This window comes from Desulfococcus sp. (genome assembly GCF_050178255.1).
GTDB lineage: Bacteria > Desulfobacterota > Desulfobacteria > Desulfobacterales > Desulfococcaceae > Desulfococcus > Desulfococcus multivorans.
This window is the reverse complement of sequence record NZ_JBFXGG010000015.1, coordinates 1-19423: the sequence shown is the minus strand read 5'-3', so window position 1 is coordinate 19423 and position 19423 is coordinate 1. Positions and strand designations below refer to the sequence as shown.

General features: G+C 57.2%; 22 protein-coding genes. 8 read left to right on the top strand and 14 right to left on the bottom strand.

The annotated features are described in order from the left end of the window. Positions 1-133: 133 nt before the first annotated feature. The 5 genes from AB7S84_RS04915 to fdhD all read left to right on the top strand — a co-directional run bounded on the left by AB7S84_RS04915 (position 134) and on the right by fdhD (position 5023). Positions 134-1078, top strand: coding sequence for a dihydroorotate dehydrogenase (locus AB7S84_RS04915; RefSeq protein ID WP_040413969.1), 945 nt, complete (start codon positions 134-136; stop codon positions 1076-1078). Positions 1079-1107: 29 nt separating this feature from the next. After that, on the top strand, positions 1108-1575 hold the full coding sequence (locus AB7S84_RS04910; RefSeq protein ID WP_428153196.1) for a ferritin family protein: 468 nt from the start codon (positions 1108-1110) through the stop codon (positions 1573-1575). A 164-nt stretch (positions 1576-1739) separates the two neighbouring features. After that, a complete protein-coding gene (locus AB7S84_RS04905; RefSeq protein ID WP_020875374.1) occupies positions 1740-2306 on the top strand; it encodes a chalcone isomerase family protein in 567 nt (188 codons plus the stop codon). 103 nt (positions 2307-2409) lie between these two features. Then, the gene (locus AB7S84_RS04900; RefSeq protein WP_020875373.1) at positions 2410-3939 is read left to right on the top strand and encodes a carbon-nitrogen hydrolase family protein; all 1530 of its coding nucleotides are present in this window, start codon (positions 2410-2412) and stop codon (positions 3937-3939) included. A 268-nt stretch (positions 3940-4207) separates the two neighbouring features. Then, the gene (gene fdhD / locus AB7S84_RS04895) at positions 4208-5023 is read left to right on the top strand and encodes a formate dehydrogenase accessory sulfurtransferase FdhD (protein ID WP_020875372.1); all 816 of its coding nucleotides are present in this window, start codon (positions 4208-4210) and stop codon (positions 5021-5023) included. Positions 5024-5054: 31 nt separating this feature from the next. Here the strand turns inward: fdhD and rlmD are convergent, their stop codons facing one another. After that, positions 5055-6443, bottom strand: a complete 1389-nt coding sequence (gene rlmD, locus AB7S84_RS04890) for a 23S rRNA (uracil(1939)-C(5))-methyltransferase RlmD (protein ID WP_428153192.1) — start codon at positions 6441-6443, stop codon at positions 5055-5057. 103 nt (positions 6444-6546) lie between these two features. On the opposite strand from rlmD, the gene AB7S84_RS04885 reads away from it, so the two are divergent. Beyond that, a complete protein-coding gene (locus tag AB7S84_RS04885) occupies positions 6547-7287 on the top strand; it encodes an alpha/beta hydrolase (RefSeq protein WP_020875370.1) in 741 nt (246 codons plus the stop codon). Positions 7288-7347: 60 nt separating this feature from the next. Here the strand turns inward: AB7S84_RS04885 and AB7S84_RS04880 are convergent, their stop codons facing one another. Continuing rightward, positions 7348-8010, bottom strand: a complete 663-nt coding sequence (locus AB7S84_RS04880; protein ID WP_020875369.1) for an OmpA family protein — start codon at positions 8008-8010, stop codon at positions 7348-7350. A gap of 334 nt (positions 8011-8344) precedes the next feature. On the opposite strand from AB7S84_RS04880, the gene AB7S84_RS04875 reads away from it, so the two are divergent. Together AB7S84_RS04875 and yidD are read left to right on the top strand one after the other, a co-directional pair. Continuing rightward, on the top strand, positions 8345-8566 hold the full coding sequence (locus tag AB7S84_RS04875; RefSeq protein ID WP_020875368.1) for a hypothetical protein: 222 nt from the start codon (positions 8345-8347) through the stop codon (positions 8564-8566). Next, on the top strand, positions 8548-8997 hold the full coding sequence (gene yidD / locus AB7S84_RS04870) for a membrane protein insertion efficiency factor YidD (RefSeq protein WP_020875367.1): 450 nt from the start codon (positions 8548-8550) through the stop codon (positions 8995-8997). The genes AB7S84_RS04875 and yidD overlap by 19 nt, the downstream gene beginning before the upstream one ends. Positions 8998-9024: 27 nt before the next feature. Here the strand turns inward: yidD and AB7S84_RS04865 are convergent, their stop codons facing one another. From AB7S84_RS04865 to AB7S84_RS04810, 12 genes are all read right to left on the bottom strand, one after another. Next, positions 9025-9849 carry a metal ABC transporter permease gene (locus tag AB7S84_RS04865; RefSeq protein ID WP_020875366.1) on the bottom strand — a complete coding sequence of 275 codons (825 nt, stop codon included), beginning with the start codon at positions 9847-9849 and terminating at the stop codon, positions 9025-9027. After that, positions 9819-10610 carry a metal ABC transporter ATP-binding protein gene (locus tag AB7S84_RS04860; protein WP_020875365.1) on the bottom strand — a complete coding sequence of 264 codons (792 nt, stop codon included), beginning with the start codon at positions 10608-10610 and terminating at the stop codon, positions 9819-9821. The genes AB7S84_RS04865 and AB7S84_RS04860 overlap by 31 nt, the downstream gene beginning before the upstream one ends. A 184-nt stretch (positions 10611-10794) precedes the next feature. After that, entirely contained in the window at positions 10795-11607 is an 813-nt protein-coding gene (locus AB7S84_RS04855) for a sirohydrochlorin cobaltochelatase (protein WP_428153188.1), read from the bottom strand. 85 nt (positions 11608-11692) lie between these two features. Continuing rightward, on the bottom strand, positions 11693-12334 hold the full coding sequence (thyX, locus tag AB7S84_RS04850; RefSeq protein ID WP_428153186.1) for an FAD-dependent thymidylate synthase: 642 nt from the start codon (positions 12332-12334) through the stop codon (positions 11693-11695). A gap of 423 nt (positions 12335-12757) precedes the next feature. Continuing rightward, positions 12758-13429 (bottom strand): phosphoribosylanthranilate isomerase, encoded by a 672-nt coding sequence (locus tag AB7S84_RS04845; RefSeq protein ID WP_020878621.1) that lies wholly within the window; start codon positions 13427-13429, stop codon positions 12758-12760. Between the two features lie 4 nt (positions 13430-13433). Further along, on the bottom strand, positions 13434-14225 hold the full coding sequence (gene trpC / locus AB7S84_RS04840) for an indole-3-glycerol phosphate synthase TrpC (protein WP_428153183.1): 792 nt from the start codon (positions 14223-14225) through the stop codon (positions 13434-13436). Next, positions 14225-15241 (bottom strand): anthranilate phosphoribosyltransferase, encoded by a 1017-nt coding sequence (trpD, locus tag AB7S84_RS04835; protein WP_020878623.1) that lies wholly within the window; start codon positions 15239-15241, stop codon positions 14225-14227. Before trpD ends, trpC begins: the two co-directional genes overlap by 1 nt. Positions 15242-15318: 77 nt before the next feature. Continuing rightward, positions 15319-15906 carry an anthranilate synthase component II gene (locus tag AB7S84_RS04830; protein ID WP_020878624.1) on the bottom strand — a complete coding sequence of 196 codons (588 nt, stop codon included), beginning with the start codon at positions 15904-15906 and terminating at the stop codon, positions 15319-15321. Positions 15907-15933: 27 nt separating this feature from the next. Beyond that, the gene (locus AB7S84_RS04825; RefSeq protein ID WP_428153180.1) at positions 15934-17418 is read right to left on the bottom strand and encodes an anthranilate synthase component I family protein; all 1485 of its coding nucleotides are present in this window, start codon (positions 17416-17418) and stop codon (positions 15934-15936) included. Positions 17419-17701: 283 nt separating this feature from the next. After that, complete coding sequence (locus AB7S84_RS04820; protein WP_020878626.1) at positions 17702-18409, bottom strand: methylenetetrahydrofolate reductase C-terminal domain-containing protein; 708 nt, start codon at positions 18407-18409, stop codon at positions 17702-17704. Between the two features lie 30 nt (positions 18410-18439). Next, on the bottom strand, positions 18440-18853 hold the full coding sequence (locus AB7S84_RS04815; protein ID WP_020878627.1) for a cytochrome c3 family protein: 414 nt from the start codon (positions 18851-18853) through the stop codon (positions 18440-18442). A 36-nt stretch (positions 18854-18889) separates the two neighbouring features. Beyond that, entirely contained in the window at positions 18890-19273 is a 384-nt protein-coding gene (locus AB7S84_RS04810; protein ID WP_020878628.1) for a 4Fe-4S dicluster domain-containing protein, read from the bottom strand. Positions 19274-19423 lie beyond the last annotated feature (150 nt).

Genomic DNA, 19423 nt, shown 5'->3' with positions numbered 1-19423 from the left:
TGCGTCCCATTTCCAAGACCCCCGGCCCTTCCGTCCAAAAAATAGTCTTGCGATTTCTCACAGAAGTCGTTAGATTAACCCGGATATTGTTCTGAAGCCTGTTTTAACCATGACTTTCCAAAAGCGTGACGATATGCCCGAAGCCACGGATTTGACAGCCGATTTAAAACCCGATCTGACGACCCGCATCGGGGGTGTCCTGCTCAAGAACCCGGTCATGACCGCTTCGGGCACCTTTGGGTATGGTCGTGAATATTCTCCCTTCATCGATCTCAACCGTCTGGGAGCCATTGTTGTCAAGGGGCTTTCCCTCTCTCCCGCCAAAGGCAATCCGCCCCAGCGCATCGCCGAAACCCCTTGCGGGATGCTGAACGCCATCGGCCTTGAAAATGTCGGCCTCGACGCCTTCGTTGAAAAAAAGCTGCCTTTCCTGAGATCGATCGCAACACCGACATGGATCAACATTTACGGCAAAACCGTCGAGGAATATGCCGAATTGGCCCGGAGAATTGATGACATTGAAGGGATTGCCGGTATAGAACTCAACATTTCCTGCCCCAACGTCAAGACCGGCGGCATCGCCTTCGGCGTCGACCCGCAGATGGCTAACGAGGTGGTTGAGGCCGTCCGGAAACGAACCTCACGACCGCTCATGGTCAAACTCTCTCCCAACGTCACCGACATCACTCAGATCGCCCGAAGCGCCATCGATGGGGGCGCAGACGCTCTCTCACTCATCAACACCATCACCGGCATGGCCGTCGACATCCACCGTCGGCGCTCCAAGATCGCCAACATCACCGGCGGACTGTCCGGACCCGCCATCAAACCGGTGGCGCTCAGAATGGTGTGGCAGGTCGCCCAGATGAGCGAGGTGCCGGTGGTGGGGATCGGCGGCATCGCCAAAGCCGAGGATGCCTTGGAATTTATCATCGCCGGCGCCGCTGCCGTTCAGATCGGCACCGCCAATTTCATCGACCCCACCGTATCGGTCCAGATCGTCGACGGCATCGAACGCTACATGATCACCCACGGCATTTCCCGATTGACAGAGCTGATCGGAAGCCTTGAAACATAGTTCATCATCCACCTGGAAAGGAGACAGGAATGCATTTTGAAAGCATAAACGAGATTATCGATTTTGCGATCCAGAAGGAACAGGAAGCCGTCGACTTTTACCTTGCGGCCAGCCGGGAAGAATCCATGTCAGGCTCGAAGGAAATGCTGATCGAGTTTTCGGAAGAAGAAAAAAAGCACAAACGCATGCTCGAAGAGCTCAAGGTCAAAGGCTATGCCGAAGGCGTCGAAGACTATCAGTTCAAATGGATCAAGGACATCAAGCGCAGCGACTACATGGACGACATGGTTTACAAGCCGGGAATGGGATATCGGGACATTCTGATTGTCGCCATCAAGCGGGAGGAAAACGCTCTGAAGCTCTACAACAAATTGCTGGCCGAGGCCAAGTCCGAAAACGCCAAAGCCATTTTCAAGATCCTCTGCCAGGAAGAAGCCAGGCACAAGCTGGGTCTTGAAACCCTGTACGACGATCATATGGCTGAAATGGGCGATTGATCCCGGCAGTATGATCCCGATCATGTCGTTCGGTTTTACGATCCCCCATACCGTAAAAGGCAGGGGGATTTTTCGTTGAATCCGAAGCGGGGCCGGCGAGCACGGAGATGATCGACCCGCCGCCGCACACATGGTCGGCGATCGAATTGAAAGGATAAGTCATTGTGTTGAAACGCTGTATAATGATCGCATTGGCCGTACTGACGGTGGTGTTACCCTCGTGTTCCGCCGAAACCGTCGGCGGCGTCGCCGTCCCGGATACGCTGACGGCGGGCAATGTGCCGCTCGTTCTGAACGGAGTGGGTTTGAGACAAAGGTTTTTCATGAAAATATACGCCGGAGCGCTGTATCTCGAAAAAAAAAGTTCTGATGCCCGAAAGATTATCGCGGCGGAAGCACCCATGGCCATCCGCATGCACTTCATTCATGACGGGGTGCCCAGCCGGAAACTGATCGAGGCCTGGAACGAGGGATTCGAAAACAGCACCAGGGGAGATACGGCGGCGCTTGCGTCACAGATCGAAAAATTCAATGCATGCTTCACTGAAGCGGCGCGTGCGGGGGATGTCTATGACATCATTTATTCCCCGGGGCAGGGGATCCGCGTCTATAAGAAAAATCAGCTCCGCGGGGCGATTCAGGGGACCGCGTTCAAAAAGGCCCTGTTCGGTATCTGGTTGGGGGAAAAGCCCGCGGATCAGAACCTCAAGGAGGATATGCTGGGCAAATAGACCATAGGGAGTTGAGGCTTACCGTCGCAGGCCGATGCGGCCCGGGCGTGCGACCCCGCTGTCACAAAAACCGACATTCCATAACAGACAGGACTGAGAATCATTGGGAACCGATATCACCAGCCACAAGCTCCAAATCCGGAATCTTCGTCTAACGGATTACGACAATATCCGCGACATCATGAAAGCGGCTTATGCCGGCATGGGCGGGGCATGGCAGGCGCACGAATATAAGACGATCCTCTCTCTTTTCCCCGAGGGGCAGATCTGCATCGAGGACAAGGGCAGGGTGGTGGCGGCTGCGCTCACGCTGATCATCGACTACGCCGGTCTCGAGGACGACCATTCTTACGAGGATATCGTGTCCGACGGCAGCTTCAAAGGGCATGACCCGAAGGGGGATTATCTTTACGGCATAGACCTTTTCGTCCATAACGATTATCGCGGCATGCGTCTGGGTCGACGACTCTATGACGCGAGAAAGGAGCTCTGCGAAAAGCTCAACCTGAAGGGAATTATCATTGGGGGCCGTATACCGGGCTATGCCAAATACCACCGGGAGATGAGTCCGGTCACCTACATCGAGAAGGTGCGAAGCCGTGAGATCGTCGATCCGGTGCTGACCTTTCAGCTCGCCAACGAGTTCCACCCGAAACGGGTGATCCGCAACTATATTCCCGAAGACAATTCCTCCCGCAGCCACGCGGTGTTTCTCGAGTGGAACAACATCTTTTACGAGAGCCGGAAAAAGATCGTGTGGGGACGGAAATCCAACGTCCGGATCGGTGTCGTTCAATGGAAAATGCGGGCGTTCAAATCCTTCGAAGAACTCCTGCAGCAGGTGGAATTCTTCATCGATACGGTGTCCGGTTACAACGCCGACCTGATCCTGTTCCCGGAGCTCTTCAACGCACCGCTTCTGGGGCATTACAGCCAGGACGATCCGCCGACGGCCATGCGCGCTCTGGCCGAACATACCGAGCGGCTGCGGGACGAGATTCTCCAGATGGCGGTCGCATACAACATCAACATTGTCGCGGGAAGCCTCCCCGAATACGTCGGTGAAACACTCCACAACGTCTCGTTTCTCTGCCGGCGCGACGGGACATGGGATGCCCAATACAAGCTCCACATTACCCCCGATGAAGCCGAATATTGGGGACTCAAAGGCGGCGACGCCCTGAAGGTTTTCGACACCGACATCGGCAAAATCGGCATCCTGATCTGCTATGACGCTGAATTCCCCGAATTGTCCAGGCTGCTGGCCGACAGGGGCATGCAGATTCTTCTCGTTCCGTTCTGGACCGACACCAAAAACGGTTACCTCAGGATCCGTCGCTGCGCCCAGGCCCGGGCCATCGAAAACGAATGCTATGTCGCCATTTCGGGAAGCGTGGGAAATCTGCCCAAGATCGAAAACATGGATATTCAGTATTCCCAATCCGCCATTTTCACACCGTCGGATTTCGCGTTTCCCCACGATGCCGTCGCCGCGGAGGCCACCCCCAACACCGAGATGACCCTTGTGACCGATCTGGATCTGGATCTGCTGAAAGAGCTGCGGAAACACGGCAGCGTCAGAAATCTGGACAGCCGAAGGAAGGAACTCTATTCCGTGAGGTGGCTGAAATAACATCGGCAGCCGGGCACCAGGGGATTTTCCACCTTTTGGGGCAGATACGCCTGAAGATAAGAAGGGCGTGACATTATGGGTTCGCGTCCTATTTTTATTTTTCAACTTTCAACTTTCGACTTTCATGATGGTAACCGGCACCGGCCTATGAAAGTCGAAAGTTGAGTTATTTCTTGAGGGCAATATCAGCATAAATCCCGCCGGCGCTGAAACGCCGGCGGCATTCCGATCCTCGATATCCACAGGGTCGGCAAGAGGAGATAGAGATTTGGAAAGCACATCATCACACAACATCGTTCGCTGCAAATCCGGAAATACCCTGATCGCCGAAACGCAAATGCTCATCAGCGAGGAGCCCCTGTCCATCCGGGTCGAGAACACCCCATACGCCGTGGTGATGCGCACACCGGGGGATGAACGCTTTCTGGCGGCAGGGTTCTGTCTTGCCGAGGGATTGGTGGATCGGGTCGAGGATTTTGCCGCTATCGGATACTGCGAGCAGATGGACCCCAACGTTATCGCCGTGACCCTCACCCCCCAGCGGCGGGAAAAGGTCTCCGACCTCCTGGCGCGACGCGGTTATATCAGCCAGACCAGTTGCGGCATCTGTGGGAAGGAGTTGGTGAAGGATCTCATTCAGAACATGGTTCCCAGCACCGATACGACCCGGATCGATCTGGCGGCGCTTCTTGAACGGATCAACGACGATCGGATGCAGGACTACCAGGATCTCTATCGAAAAACCAACAGCGCCCACGGCGCGGTGCTCTTCAGTCGGGACTTGGCGGTCATGGGCCTGGGCGAGGACGTGGGACGCCACAACGCCCTGGACAAAGCCATCGGTCAGGCCCTCCTGGAAAACCGATTGCCGCAGACGGTCGCGGCCGTACTTTCTTCCCGGGTCAGCTATGAACTCGTCCAGAAATGTGCCCGGGCCGGCATCGGCACCATCGTCAGCATGTCGCGGCCCACGGCCCTTGCCGTCGACCTCGGCGGCAGGATGAACATGACGCTCGCCTGCATCAGCAAGGAGGGGGATCTTCTGATCTTCAGCGGTCGGGAACGGCTGGTCGAATCCGGCTGACGTGCCGCCTCACGACCGAAGCCATGCCCGGCTATTTCCGGATGAGCCGGGCAACGGATTCGATATGAAAGGTGTGGGGAAACATGTCCACCGGCTGAACCTCCGCGATGTCGTAATGTTCGCTCATAACGGTCAGGTCCCGGGCCAGGGTCGCGGGGTTGCAGGAGACGTAAACGACCTTCCGGGGAGCAAGCTCGATCACCTGTCGAACCACGTCCTTGTGCATTCCGACGCGGGGTGGATCGATGACCATCACCTCGGGGGAAACGGCAATACCCGACAGCAGGTCCCGGATATCCCCGGCCATAAACCGGCAGTTCCGGATCCCGTTGATGCGGCAATTCCGCCGGGCATCGGCAACCGCGCTCTCGACGATTTCGATTCCCGTGACCGACCGGGCGGCATCCGACAGGGTGATGCCGATGGTTCCGGTGCCGCAATAGAGGTCCAGGACCGTTTCGTCACCGGAGAGCCCGGCGTAATCCTTGACGACCGCATAGAGGCTTTCTGCGCCGCGGGTGTTGGTTTGAAAAAAGGAATTGGCGGAAATCTCAAATTCGAAGGCGCCGATGCGATCCCGGATGGCAGTGCCGCCCAGAAGGGGGGCTTCGGACTCGCCCACCGCGATTCCGGCCCGGCGGGCCGTGATGTTGTTGACAATGGATACGATCGCGGGATAGTCGGCCATGAGGCGCTCTGCAAGGGGATAGACCACGTCGCGTCGCTCCTCGGCGGTAATGATGTTGACCATCCACTGATCCCGGGCTGCGGAGTGCCTGAGCATCAGGAATCGCCAGAAGCCCTCGTGGGATTTCAACCCGTAGACCGGCATTTCCGACGCCCTGATGAAGGTGCGCACCGCATCGAGAATGTCGTTGCCCAGGCGGGGCTGAATCAGGCATTCGCTGATATCCAGCACCTTGTGAAAGGTTCCCGGCACATGCAGGCCGACGGCAAAACCCGTATCGATGTCCGTTTGCCCCAGCTCGTCGGGAAGCAGCCAACGCCGGTCGGCGCAGGAAAATTCCATCTTGTTCCGATATTCGTACATCACGGGGGAGGGAAGAGTGGGATGGACGGGAACGTCTTTGATGAGGCCGATGTGTTCAATGGCCTCCGACACGTGCCGGCGCTTGTATTCAAGCTGCATCTCATAATCTATGAACTGCCATCTGCAACCGCCGCAGAACCCGCTGTAGCGACAGGGCGCCTTGCGACGATGGGGTGAGGGCGAGAGGATTTCGATGAGGCGCGCCTCTGCGTAACGTTTCTTTTTTCGGAAGATCCGGGCCCTGACCCGATCCAGCGGAACCGTCCCATCCACGAACACCGCGAATCCATCCACCTTGGCCAACCCCATCCCCCCAAAGGCGATGTCCGTGATCTCCAGTTCAAGCTCCTGCCGATTTTTGACGTCCATCTCCGTCCTCCGAAATTTTGAATCTTGTCCGCTATAGCGAAATACAGTATAAAGCAGGGGTTTTTATCCTACCCATTATGGAAAATCAAGGAGGGTTTTGTTAATGTCGGAAACGGAATCAATCATCAGCACGACTCAGGATATTTCCTTTAACAGCGGGGATTTTCAGCTCAAGGGAACCCTCCACCTGCCGCCAAACAGCGCATTGCCGCCGGTCGTCATCGGATCCCACGGCCTTTTCAGCACGGGTGATTCTCCAAAACAGATCGCCCTGGCCGAAAAATGCCTCGAGTTCGGCATCGCTTACTTCCGTTTTGACCACAGGGGATGCGGCGGGAGCGATGGCGTCTTTGGAGAGGTCACCGCTTTTGAAAACCGTCGCAGGGATTTGTTGAGCGCCATATCCGCCGTTCGGGCAACGGAGAAGACGGGGGATGTCACGGGACTCTTCGGCAGCAGCCTGGGCGGCGCCGTTGTGCTTTCCGTTGCACTCGAAGCCGATGTTGCCGCCGTGGTCACTTACGCCGCTCCTTTGGACGGAAATCGGATCGTTCAGCACCTGAAGAACGGGAAGGGGGCGCCCCACAACCATCCGAAGATCGATCCCGAAGCGCTCCGTTTCGATATTTCCGACAGGATCGACGGCATCCACCACATCCTCATCGTGCACGGCGATTCAGACAGGATCATCTCCTCCTCCGAGGCACACCGGATCTATCAGAAAGCAAGGATGCCCAAGCGGCTGATCATGCTGAGAAACGGAGACCACCCCATGAGCCTGCCCGAAAATCAGGAAAAATTCGTTCGGGAAGCGGCGTTGTGGTTCAAGTCCGCAATGAAATAGGTCGAGCATCCGGGAAAACGATCGAAGCAGGGAAGACCGGCTTCCCTGCCTGAATGACGGCTAACCGGCGGCCGGCTCGTTCGGCTTGATTCTGATCTCCACCCTTCGGTTCATCTGACGCCCCTCGGGAGTGGCGTTCGTGGCCACGGGCATCGTCTCGCCATACCCCATGGCGGTGACGCGATCGGCCGAAACCCCGCGCTGGAGCAGGAGATTCCTCACCGCTTCCGCGCGTCGCTCGGAAAGCCTCTGATTATATTCCGCGGCGCCCGTGCTGTCCGTATGCCCCTGGACAAAAATCTGGGTTTCGGGGTACTGGACCATCACCTGAGCGATGCGGTCTATTTCATTGTAAAGGCCGGGTCTTACGACGGTTGAATCGGTGTCGAAGGTCACGTCGCCCTTCAGGGTGACGGCCAGAAGATTCCCTTCCCGGGAGACCTGGGCCGCATGGGACTGCGACAGCGCCTGGTTCAGATCGGCTTCCTGTCGGTCCATATACTTGCCGGCGCCAAGACCGGTAAGGCCGCCGACAGCGGCGCCTACCGCCGCCCCGATCAGGGTGCCCTTGGTGTCCTTACCGATCAGTTGTCCGGCCAGCGCGCCGGCCGCGGCCCCCCCTGTCGTCCCGTAAAGGGCGCCCTTTCCGGTTTTTGTCTGGGGCCCGGCACAGCCTGTCATTACCAAGGCTGCGGCAATCACCACTGTCAGTATCCGTTTCATTCTCCATTACCCCTTTCATTTTTTTTCTGATCAATATTGTCGGGTTCTCCTGCTTTGCGTGATCCCATCGATCCGCCCTCTGCCGCCGGGATAAACCCGTTACGCGTCATATCCTATAGGTCATCATGATCGTCGTGTCAACGTCGCTGTCTGAAATCGGAAAGACTGCCCCCGACCCCGGCAACGCCGTCCGTGAAACACCTCGGAATCCACTTGCGCCGCCGGCTTTCAATCCGTATATTGTGAACCATGATGCCCGCTTGTCAAGCTGTCGGCCGCTCTTTTTCGAGGCGCAGCCCTTGACGGAAACCTTGTCGGAAAGGAATTGACTCCATTGGAAAAACATGACGTTACGACATTCGCGCCTTACCCTTTTCGCATCGGACAGAAGATTCACATCCAGGAAGGTCCCAGGAGAGGGGACTGGGAGGTCGTCGGCGTGACCGACCATAAACTGACCCTGAGATGTCCTATAAGCCGCCGTGAATTCACCTGGAGCCGTTTCTGCTACTTCGTGGAAGAGCACAAAGGGGTGGAATGGCCGCAAAAGGACTGATCCGAAAAATTGCGGGCGCTCAGTTCGACATGAAGCGGCTCGTCCCGATGCTTCTGTTCGCCGTCCTGGCGACGGGTTGCGGCGCAACAGGGACCGGAAGTGCCGGCGGCGGGTATTCAGCCTCGCCCTTCAGCGGGATGCTTGCCTTTTATCGGGGCCCCCTGGACCATCTCTCCGCCGTTCGCAGAGGAACCTGTCCCATGACGCCCTCCTGTTCCGAGTACGCGCGTGAAGCGGTGGCGCGACATGGGGAGCTGAGGGGGTGGATCATGGCCTGCGATCGACTCATGCGCTGCGGCCGGGATGAGATCCACAGGGCCCCCAAGGTGAAAGTCAACGGGGAGTGGCGATACTACGACCCGGTGGATCGGAATGATTTCCGGCGGGCCTCTGCCGCTTCAAGGCCGGAAGCCGTCGAAACCGGTCGATGACCGTGGACCGCGCACAATACCGTCGTGTCAGGACGCGGACCGCCGATGTCGGGCGATCCATCGCCCGCCGATGATCGACAGGAAAAATCCCGCACCGTTGACAAGAATGATGGTTGCGCCTGAAGTCAGATCGTATCGGAAGGATATCCAGAGGCCCGCCACCGTGAAGACACAGCTGATGAGACACGATATCAGCATCATACCTGCCAGGGAATCTGAAAATTTTTCGGCGATATAGGGGGGAATGGTCAGCATGGCGATGACGAGGATGAGACCGACCACCTGGATGACCATCACCACACATACCGAAATCATGCCCAGAAGCAGAAAATAGAGTCCCGCCACCGGAACGCCCCGCAGCCTGGCAAACTCGCCGTCATAAGACATCGCCAACAGGGCATTGTAGAAAAAAGCGACAAGTCCGGCCACCATGACCGTCATGAGGCCCATGATCCATAGATCCGACGTGGGAACTGTAAGAATGCTCCCGAAAAGATAGCTCATGAGATCGACGTTGTAGCCGGGGGTAAGATCGAGCAGAATCACCCCGATCGCCATACCTACCGCCCAGATCACCCCGATAACGGTATCGGATCGATGTCGGCTGCGAACCGTCATGGCCGCCATGAACATGGCGACCCCAAGCGAAAATCCGAAGGTTCCTAACATGTAAGGCAATCCCAGAAAAAACGCGAGCCCGATGCCGCCGTAGGCCGCATGGGCAATCCCGCCGGCCAGGAAGACGATGCGGTTGACGACCACGAGGGTGCCGATCATCCCGCAAGTGACGCCGGCCAGCAACCCGGCCAGGAGGGCGTTTCTCAGGAACTCGAATTGCAGCGCTTCCCACATGGTTTGCTCCCGTGCGTTCGCAGCACTCGGTGGGGGATGCCGTGAGCGATCAATTCCACCGGACACTGATACATTCGAATCATATCTTCCGTTATCTCGTTGCCGCCGTGATAGTGAAGCCTGCGGTTGACACAGGCCACGGATTTGACGTAGCTGGAAATCACCATCAGGTCATGGTTCACGATGATGATCGTCACCGTTTCGTTAAGCACTTTGAGAAGGTCGAACAGGTTTTCCTGATGGACGGCGTCGACACTCGCGGTGGGCTCGTCCAGAAACAGGATATCGGGCTCCGCGACCAGGGCGCGGGCGATGAAAACCCGCTGGCGTTGTCCTCCGGAGAGTTCTCCGATGCGACGGCGTCTGAATTCCCACATGTTCACCGCTTCGAGGGCCTTCTGAGCCGCAGCCCGGTCCGTCGAGCTGTACCCGCCCCAACGCCTTGCGGGATCAAGGCGCCCCATGAGCACCACATCCAGAACGGAAATCGGAAAATGCCTGTTGATGCCGATCTCCTGGGGCATGTACCCCAGACGATGTGCTATCCGGCGGGGAGGCTCACCCAGGATTCTGATGTCGCCGCTGTTCGGGGTCAGAAGACCGATCATCAATTTGAGAAGTGTCGTTTTTCCCCCGCCGTTGGGGCCGATAAGCGCCGTGAAGTCTCCGGCCTCCAGGGTCAGATCGACGTCCTGAAGCACGGATTGACCATTGTAGGAAAAGGATACCTTCCTGATGTCGACTGCCGGAGATGCCTTCATGTACGTCGTCTCTCTTTCCGTATTCCCGGCAGCCGTTTTGGCTTCCGGTCGTTGCCGGTACCGGCCGTGCCGTTCAATAAACGCCGCCCATCATGCAACTGAATGGCGGGGATGTCAATACGCCAATCCCGATATAACCGCCGTGGGTTGGGTTTTAATTCAAATTCTCATGAACAACGATACTTCAAACGACGAAGATTTTCGAGCATGGAAGACGACAGCCCTGGTTGTCGGGAATCACGTCAAGGGCGTCGTGAATGTGACGGCAATAGAGGTCGACGATCCCCCGGTTGAACCCCAGCCCCTGGTTTTCCAGAGAAACGGCTATGCCCGCATTTTCAAAAGCGAACCGCCAGGAATGGTTGTCACCCGACATATCCTCTTCGAAATGGAGGCCTGCCACCAGCATCAGGGGTACGAGTTTCACCTTCCGGTAACCGTCCCTGGACACCTCCTCGATCACCGACGCCATGGTTGGATAACCCTGTTCCACAAGGCCCACGTAAACCCCGGACGACTTCGTCTTTCTGAAAATGTAATCCAATGCGACATAGCTGCTCCAACTCGGATGATCCGTGCCGTGGCCGATCATGACCATCGCCTCGTCCGCCGCCTCGGGCAGATGGGGCATCAAGGCGGCGACAACGGATTTGTAATCCTCGGGCCGGTGCAACAACGGCAGCCCCATGGCGGTCCGTATCCCGCAGTCGCCCACCTCCTCGATCAATCGATAAAACTCGTGACCGCAAGTGAAATGAAGGGACTGAACCACGGCCCACGGGTAGCCCTCTTTTTTGAGCTTCCGCAGCACTTCGTGGGGATGCTGCATGTTGGTGTTGTAGTTCCGATTGGAAAAATCCCTGACCTGACGGGAAGAGAACGCCCAGAAGATCGGATGGCCGATAAATCGCTCCCGACAGATGTCATTGATGAAGGAATAGGTTTTCATGGCGCGGGTGGTCGTGCCGAATGCGGCCAGGACAATAGGCGTTTTCATACACTTGTCTCTCTTTCAGGGAATCACACGTCGATGCGGACCTCTGGGGGGCTGGGTCAGTCCATTGGCGGACAAATGGGGTGGATCAAGCCGGTTTAAGATATTTCTCATGTTCTTGTTCAAAGACAACAGGTAGACGTTGATGCATCTCCGCAAGGAGCGGTAACATGATTTCTCGTATCTGAGGGTGGGCGGCCCTGGAGCATCTCAGGTTGATCACGTGCTTCCATTCCCGCAGATTGGCCGTCATGACCACCTCGGTCTTCAGGCTGTTGGGCAGCACGCTTCGGGCCTCCTGGGGACTTGCTCCCTCCCGGACAAGCTTGAGATACATCTTTTCGGCATAGGCCATGGCCGAGCGCCAGTCCTGGTAGGCCTGGGAGTCCTCCGCCCAGAAAAAGGGTCTGATCACGGTAATTTCATTTCCGAATCTGTCGTTGGCGTAGTTGGCATACCGTGTCGATTCCTGGCTGTAGGCGGCAAGGCGGTGACGGACCAGCTCATGGCTGACACCGCGGTCACAGGTAAATTTCACGGTGACGTTCATGTGCTCGATCACGCTGTGATGCCCGGAACGGACGATGCGCCGGATAAAATCGGCCCCCGATGTCGGTGTCATTTTATCCTCGCTCTTATAGCAGGTTCGCCCGGCCAGTTCGATGATCTTCAGGACCGTATCGCCGTCGGGCATATACAGGATCTCGTGGTAGGGGGATATGATTTTCATCCGGAGGCTCCTCCGCCTGGGAAAACATGCATTAAAATTTTTATTCAACTTTCGACTTTCATGATGGTAACCGGAAAGAGGTGCCGGGAGGATACGGCCCGGGCCCCTTCAGCGGTGAGTTTTAGTGCCGCTTAAGCGCGGCGGAGGATCAGCGGCCCGGACTGTTTGAGCGCAGCGAGTTTCCGGGCCGCCCGGAGCAAGCTTTAGCGGCACTTGAACGAAACCGCGTCGGGCGCGGGCCGTATCCTCCCGGCACCGGCCGATGAAAGTCGAAAGTTGAGATTTTTATTAAAGCATAATTCGACGGGAAAATCAAAACAGACATTTTGAAAGGCATTTAAAACCGCCTTTTGACCAACGCGTCAAAACAGGCCGGGTAACATCCGGAAATCCGCCGGGAAGGGCACGGGGCCCGAAACCGCATCAAAAAATTTTCAGCAGACGTCTCTCCATTCGGCATCCACGGATCGCCGCCATCAGCGCCGCCAACTTCCGAAGGTCCTTGTTGCCGGGGGAAGCCTCCACCCCGGAGCTGACATCGACGGCATCCGGCTGAGCCAGGCCGACCGCCCTGACAATGTTTTCCGGCGTCAGGCCGCCCGCCAGAATGAGCGGATAACGATCGGAGAGAGACCTGGCCCGGGCCCAATCCCACGTTTCGGCATTGCCGCCGGGAAGTTTTCCGGCGCCGCATTCCACCAGGAATCCCGAAGGTGCATACGTATCGAGATCGGAGAGTCCAGGCGATCGGGCGGCGAACAAGGCCTTGATGACCAGAAGACCCTGTCGGCGAAGTCGGCGTATCAACTCCGGAGGCTCCTGTCCGTGCAATTGGACGACATCGAGCCCGCACGCCTCGACGACGCCCATGATTTGGGAAAAGGACTCGTCGACAAAGACACCGACGCGTCGGACGTTGGCAGGCAACACCCGACAGAGCGTCCTGGCCGCCTCCCGGGTCATATGCCGTGGACTTTTCGGGAAAAATACGCAACCGACGGCATCCACGCCCAGTTTCGCAACGGCAAGGGCCTGGGCCGGATCCGTCAGGCCGCATACCTTGACCTGAGGTATCCTGGAAACAGAGTCGGTCATGACATCAGTATCCTTTCAGGGATCGAATAAACCGGGCAGGGTCCGCTGAGCGAACGATGCTTTCGCCGATGAGGAAGTTGAAGATACCGGCGGCTGTAAGGCGTTCGATATCCGTCCGATTCCGTATGCCGCTCTCCGCAACGGCCACCCTTGGCGGCCCAAGCATACCCCCCATGGCGGAGGCTCGCCCGACATCGGTGTCGAAGGTTTCAAGGTTCCGATTGTTGATGCCGATCAGCCGGGCGTCGGCCTCGACCGCGGTTTCAAGCTCCGATGTCGAATGGATCTCCACCAGGACGTCCATGCCGCTGTCCTTTGCCAAAGCCATATACTCCCGAAGCTGTTCGGGGCTCAGGATACGGACGATGAGCAGTATGGCGTCGGCACCCATAACCGCCGACTCGAAAATCTGGTAGGCATCGATGATGAAGTCCTTCCGCAACACCGGCAGACGGACGGCGGAACGCGCCTGGGCCAGATCCGCCGGACTCCCGTGGAAAAAGGACGCGTCGGTGAGGACGGACAGGGCATCGGCCCCTCCGTCCTCGTATTGACGTGCGTAGAGGGAAGGATCCAGCCGGGAACGGATGACGCCTTTGGAGGGAGAGGCCCGTTTGATCTCGGCAATGATATTGACACCCGAAGGTCCTGCCGAGGCCAGGACGTCGTAAAAGGGACGCCGTTTGCGCGGGGCTGCGGCGAGACGGCGGAGTTCCGTTTCGGGGAGACGCTCTCTCGCCCGGGAGACCTCGAGGCGTTTCTGTTCCACGATCCGGCTCAGAATGTCGGTCGTCATTATCCATTCTCCCGGGTATATTGAACAAGGGCATCCAACTTTCCAGCGGCCGCTCCGCTGTCGATGGCGGCTTCGGCCATGGCGATCCCGGATTTGAGATCCCCGGCTTTCCGGGCCACCGTGAGCGCTGCACCGGCGTTCAACACGACCACGTCCCTTTTCGCCCCCCGCTCCCCCGCGAGGACCCGTCGGAGGATCCCGGCGTTCTCTTCGGGGCCTCCGCCCAGCAACTCCTTTGGATCGGCGGTTCGACCAAAGAACTGCTCCGGTGTGATATCATAGGTCCGGATGAGACCCTCCCGGAGCTCGGAAATCCGCGTGGGGGCACACACGGAGATCTCGTCGAGCCCGTCGTGGCCGTGAACCACCATGGCCTGTTTCGTGCCCAGGAGCTTGAGGGCGCCCGCAAACATCTCCGTCAGCTCGGGGGCGTATACGCCGATGAGCTGGCAGTTGGCCCCTGCCGGGTTCGTGAGCGGCCCCAGCATGTTGAAGATGCTGCGGATGCCGACCTCTTTTCGGGCGGGGGCGGCGTATCGCATGGCGCTGTGATAAAGAGGCGCGAACAGGAACCCGATGCCGATCTCCCGGACCGCCTCCTCGACGATTTCAGGATCGGTATCCAGTTTGACGCCAAGGGATTCCAACACATCGGCGCTGCCGCACTTGCTGGTAACGGCGCGGTTCCCGTGCTTGGCTACGGTCACCCCGCATCCCGCCACCACGAAGGCCGAGGTTGTCGAGATGTTGAAGGTGTTCATGCCGTCTCCGCCGGTGCCGACCGGGTCTACCACCATGCCGCCCGATGTCTGGATCCGCACGGCTTTCCGCCGCATGGCGCCTGCAGCGCCGGCGACCTCCTCGAAGGTTTCGCCTTTGGTGGCCAATGCCGCCATGAACGCGCCGATCTGAGCGTCGGTGGCATTCCCCGACAAAATCTCGGTAATCATGAACGACATTTCCGACTCGTTCAGGTTTTCACGCTTGACAATTCTGTTCAGATACGTTCGAAACATGGTCTCCCTCCCGCTGATGATTGATAGTGACGATTTCACTGAAAGTCTGATACCTTCGCATCGCTGATCACTCGCCGCTAAGACCTGCCGGCGCCGTCGACCGAAAACCGCAGAAAATTTCTGAGCAGCCGCTTGCCCACGGGGGTCATGATCGATTCAGGGTGGAACTGAATACCTTCGGTCGGATGCTCCCGATGCCGGATCCCCATAATTTCGCCGTCCTCGGACTCGCAGGTGACGACGAGACAGTCGGGCAGGGTTTTTCGACAGACGGCGAGGGAATGGTAACGCATGGCCTGGAACGGCTGGTTGATGCCGTGGTAAAGCATTCTGCCGTCGGCCGTGATGGTCGATGTCTTGCCGTGCATCAGCCGCTTTGCCGGAACGATATTGCCGCCCATGGCCTCGGCGATGGACTGGTGCCCGAGGCAAACCCCGAGGATGGGAATCTTCCCCGACAGCGCACGGATGACGTCCATGGAAACCCCCGCTGTACCGGGGCGGCCCGGTCCGGGTGAAATCACGATCCCGGCGGGATTGAGCCGTTGAATTTCCGCCAATGTCACCTGGTCGTTCCGAAAAACCCGCACCGGCATTCCCAACCCTTCCAGGTACTGGACCAGATTATAGGTAAACGAGTCGTAATTATCGATCATAATCAGCATTGAACATCCCTCCGCATCGCTGTTGTCCTATGCACCGACGCCGTGCATCAACTGCAGGGCCCGTTGAATCGCCCCGGCCTTGTTTACGGTTTCAATCCGCTCTTTTTCCGGATCCGAGTCCGCCACGATCCCGGCCCCCGCTCTTACCGTCAATCGACCGTTCTGAACGCACGCCGTCCGGATCGTGATGGCCATGTCCATGTTCCCGTTGAACGAGACATAGCCGACGGCGCCGCCGTAGGGGCCCCGGGGCTCCCGTTCCAGTTCGGCGATAATTTCCATGGCGCGAACCTTGGGAGCGCCGGATAAGGTGCCGGCCGGAAATGTCACCCGAAGAAGATCCCACGCATCGAATTCGGGCTTGATGTCGCAGCAGATGTTGGAGACGAGATGCATGACGTGAGAATAGCGTTCCACCACCATCAGGTCCGTCACCTGGACCGATCCGACCTCGGCGACACGGCCCAGGTCGTTTCGGCCCAGATCCACAAGCATGAGATGCTCGGCCCGCTCTTTCTCATCCTGAAGCAGTTCATCTGCCAGTGCGCGGTCCTCCTGTTCGTTTTCGCCCCTGGGGCGCGTTCCGGCGATGGGTCTCAGGGACGCCACGCCGTTTTCGAGGCGGACCATGGTTTCAGGGGAGGAACCCACCAGCGCCGTATCGTCGAGATGGAGAAAATAGAGGTAGGGCGATGGGTTGATGAATCGCTGGGCACGGTAGAGGGTCCACAGGTCCGGGGGGTCGGTACAGGTGAACGGCTGGGAGATGACGGCCTGAATGATATCGCCGTCCCGGATATAGGCTTTGGTCTTTCTCACCATTTCCCTGTAGACGTCATCATCGAGTCTGGGCAGGAGATTGAAATCGGCGCCGTCGGCGACCCTCACCTCCGTCGATATACAGGATGCGGTCTCGGACAGGAGACCCTCCAGATCAGTCAGGGCACGGCGGTAGATCGCTTCCGAAGCGTCGGCATCCTCGATGAAGACGATCACGACGGCCATAAGGGTATGTCGGATATTGTCGAAAATAATGAGTTTATCCGGAATGATAAAATGAGCGATGGGCTGATCGTCCGGAAGACGGTTGGGGATGTTTTCGAAAAACGACACCATCTCATACCCCAGATAGCCCACCATACCGCCCCAGAACCTGGGAAGCTCCGGAATCGGCGCGGGCCGATAGTGTTGCATCAATGCCCTTAGAACGACCATCGGCTCTCCGCCGTGAGCGATGGTTTCGGTTCGCCCTCCGGTTTCGACCGTTATGCTATCGGCGTAGACCCGGATTTCGGCCCGTGCGGAGGCGCTGAGAAAGCTGTAGCGACCCCATCGTTCTCCGCCCTCAACGCTTTCAAACAAAAAGGCGGGACCCTTTCCGGAGTAGATTTTTCTCAATAGAGAAACGGGCGTTTCCGTGTCGGCCAGAACCTCCGCACAAACGGGAATCACATTGTGTCGTTCCGCCAGCTGAAGGAAACTTGATTTTTGAGGAAATCGACTGATGAGCATGAAATGCGTCCTTTTTGAGGTAAAAAAAAGGGCCGTGGCTGTTTGTTCCCACGACCCTCAAATCAAAAGACCGTGGGCGTTTGGTGATGCCCACGGTCTGGTTGTTTTCTGATGCCTCGTCAAACTTATAGCGGTACCCAGGGCACACCGAATTGCATGTGCCGCCACCACCAGTTTGCGTTTTTCATCGTCAGATTCTTATTCATAGTAAACAGATAATAATCCATTTTCCCAGCAGATGTCAAGCGTTTTGAGCATTCTTTTCAAGAGGCCCCGTTGACGGCTAATGAATTCGGCTGAAAAAGCCGGTCTTCTTTTCTTTCTCGGCAAAACGCTCCTCGTATCCCAGCTGGACGAAAGTGCCGCGGATCGTGTTCTGCCATTCCATCGGCTCCTTGATCTTCATGATGTTCTCGAGTTGGCCGATTTCCTTGAGGCGCATATAGATATCGTACCACGCGCACGGGATATCCTTGCTGACCTCGCAGCTGGTGATGTTGGTCCCGCCGCAGGGGCCGTTGAAAAGCCCCTTGGCGCACCGCGTTACGGGACATATGCCCCCGGTGTAGCCGAGTACGCAGTTACCGCAGGCACGGCAACGTTCTTCGAAAATGCCGACCTCTTTATCCACCCCGATGAACATGGTGTTGATGGCGGGATAAACCGGTGTCTGAGGGAACCGTTCCGCCAGGTATTGGCAACCGGCGCCGCAAGCCATGGACATCATGGCGTCATATCGGGGAACGATCCGATCCAGTTCTGCCAGAAGATCCTGGTTGCACTGACGTTCGACGGTGTAGCCGTCGATCTGGATGTCGATACCGTCCTGCTTGAAAGAGGCGTTCAGCTGATCATTCAGGATAGCGACCTCCTTGAGGCCTCCGGCGTAGCAGACCGACACGCAGCCGCCGCAGCCGACATTCAAAACCTTTTTGTGGTTTTTGATCATACCCTTAATTTCATCAAAAGGTTTTCTTTTGCCCTTTACCATTATTTGCCTCCGCTATATAGAGTTGAGTGACTATCGTTGAATGATCAGTGCATCGAGATCACCCGACACGGTTTTCGGGTGGCAGGTTCCGCAGGTCCGAGGCCCGCTGACGTTGCCCTCTTTTTCGAGGGCCCGGTGGCACTGGATGCACTGTCGATGAAAGGCTTCCCGCCCATCGATGGCATTCGCGTCGGTGTGACAGGTTCGACATCGCATGGCCTCGCCGCCGTCCAACTCATCTTCCTCCAGGACATTGACGCCGTCGACGAATCTGTGATGACAGCGGTTGCAACCATCCACGACCTCCATATGCCTGTCATGGGGGAAATATGCGGCGGCGCGTGCATCCGAAGGCGCTTCAGGTGTCTTGACGACGCTGCCGATCCCCAGAAAAGATAGAACAACAAACCAAAGTACAAGTGCGCTGAGCAACATTCTGTCCATAATAATTATTCCTTATCGTCTTCCTTCACATGGGGATTAAGCTACCTTGGGTTGATCATATTCTCTGTAGACGCCCTGGGATCGACAGATGCTTCTGGCCCATGAAATCATGCTCGGAATACTGATGCCGATCGGGCAGTAGCATCGCGTGCACAGAACACACTTGTTCCAGACCAGATCCTTCATCTCTTCCAGTTCGGCACGAGTGACGTTCCCCTTTTTCCGGTACATCTTCCCCAAGGAATGAATCGCCTTGTAGGAAGGCATATAGCTGGGATCCTTGTCGTTATTGACGTAAAGAAAACAGCTTTCAGCGCACATGCCGCAGCTGGCGCATACCGATACCAGAATCTCCATGTTCTTCTTCTGCTTCAGCATTTCCCGGATGACATCTTGATTTACCGGTTTTACTGGATCCATAATTTTCCTCCGTCCTGTATTTTATGTGGTTTCCACCCATTTTCGGGTACCGTTTCCCAATGTCAGCTCGTTTCTGATCAGAAACCGGGCAAAGAAGAAGAACGGCATGTGGATCAATTTGGTGAAGGGGATGGCGATCAGCATCAATTC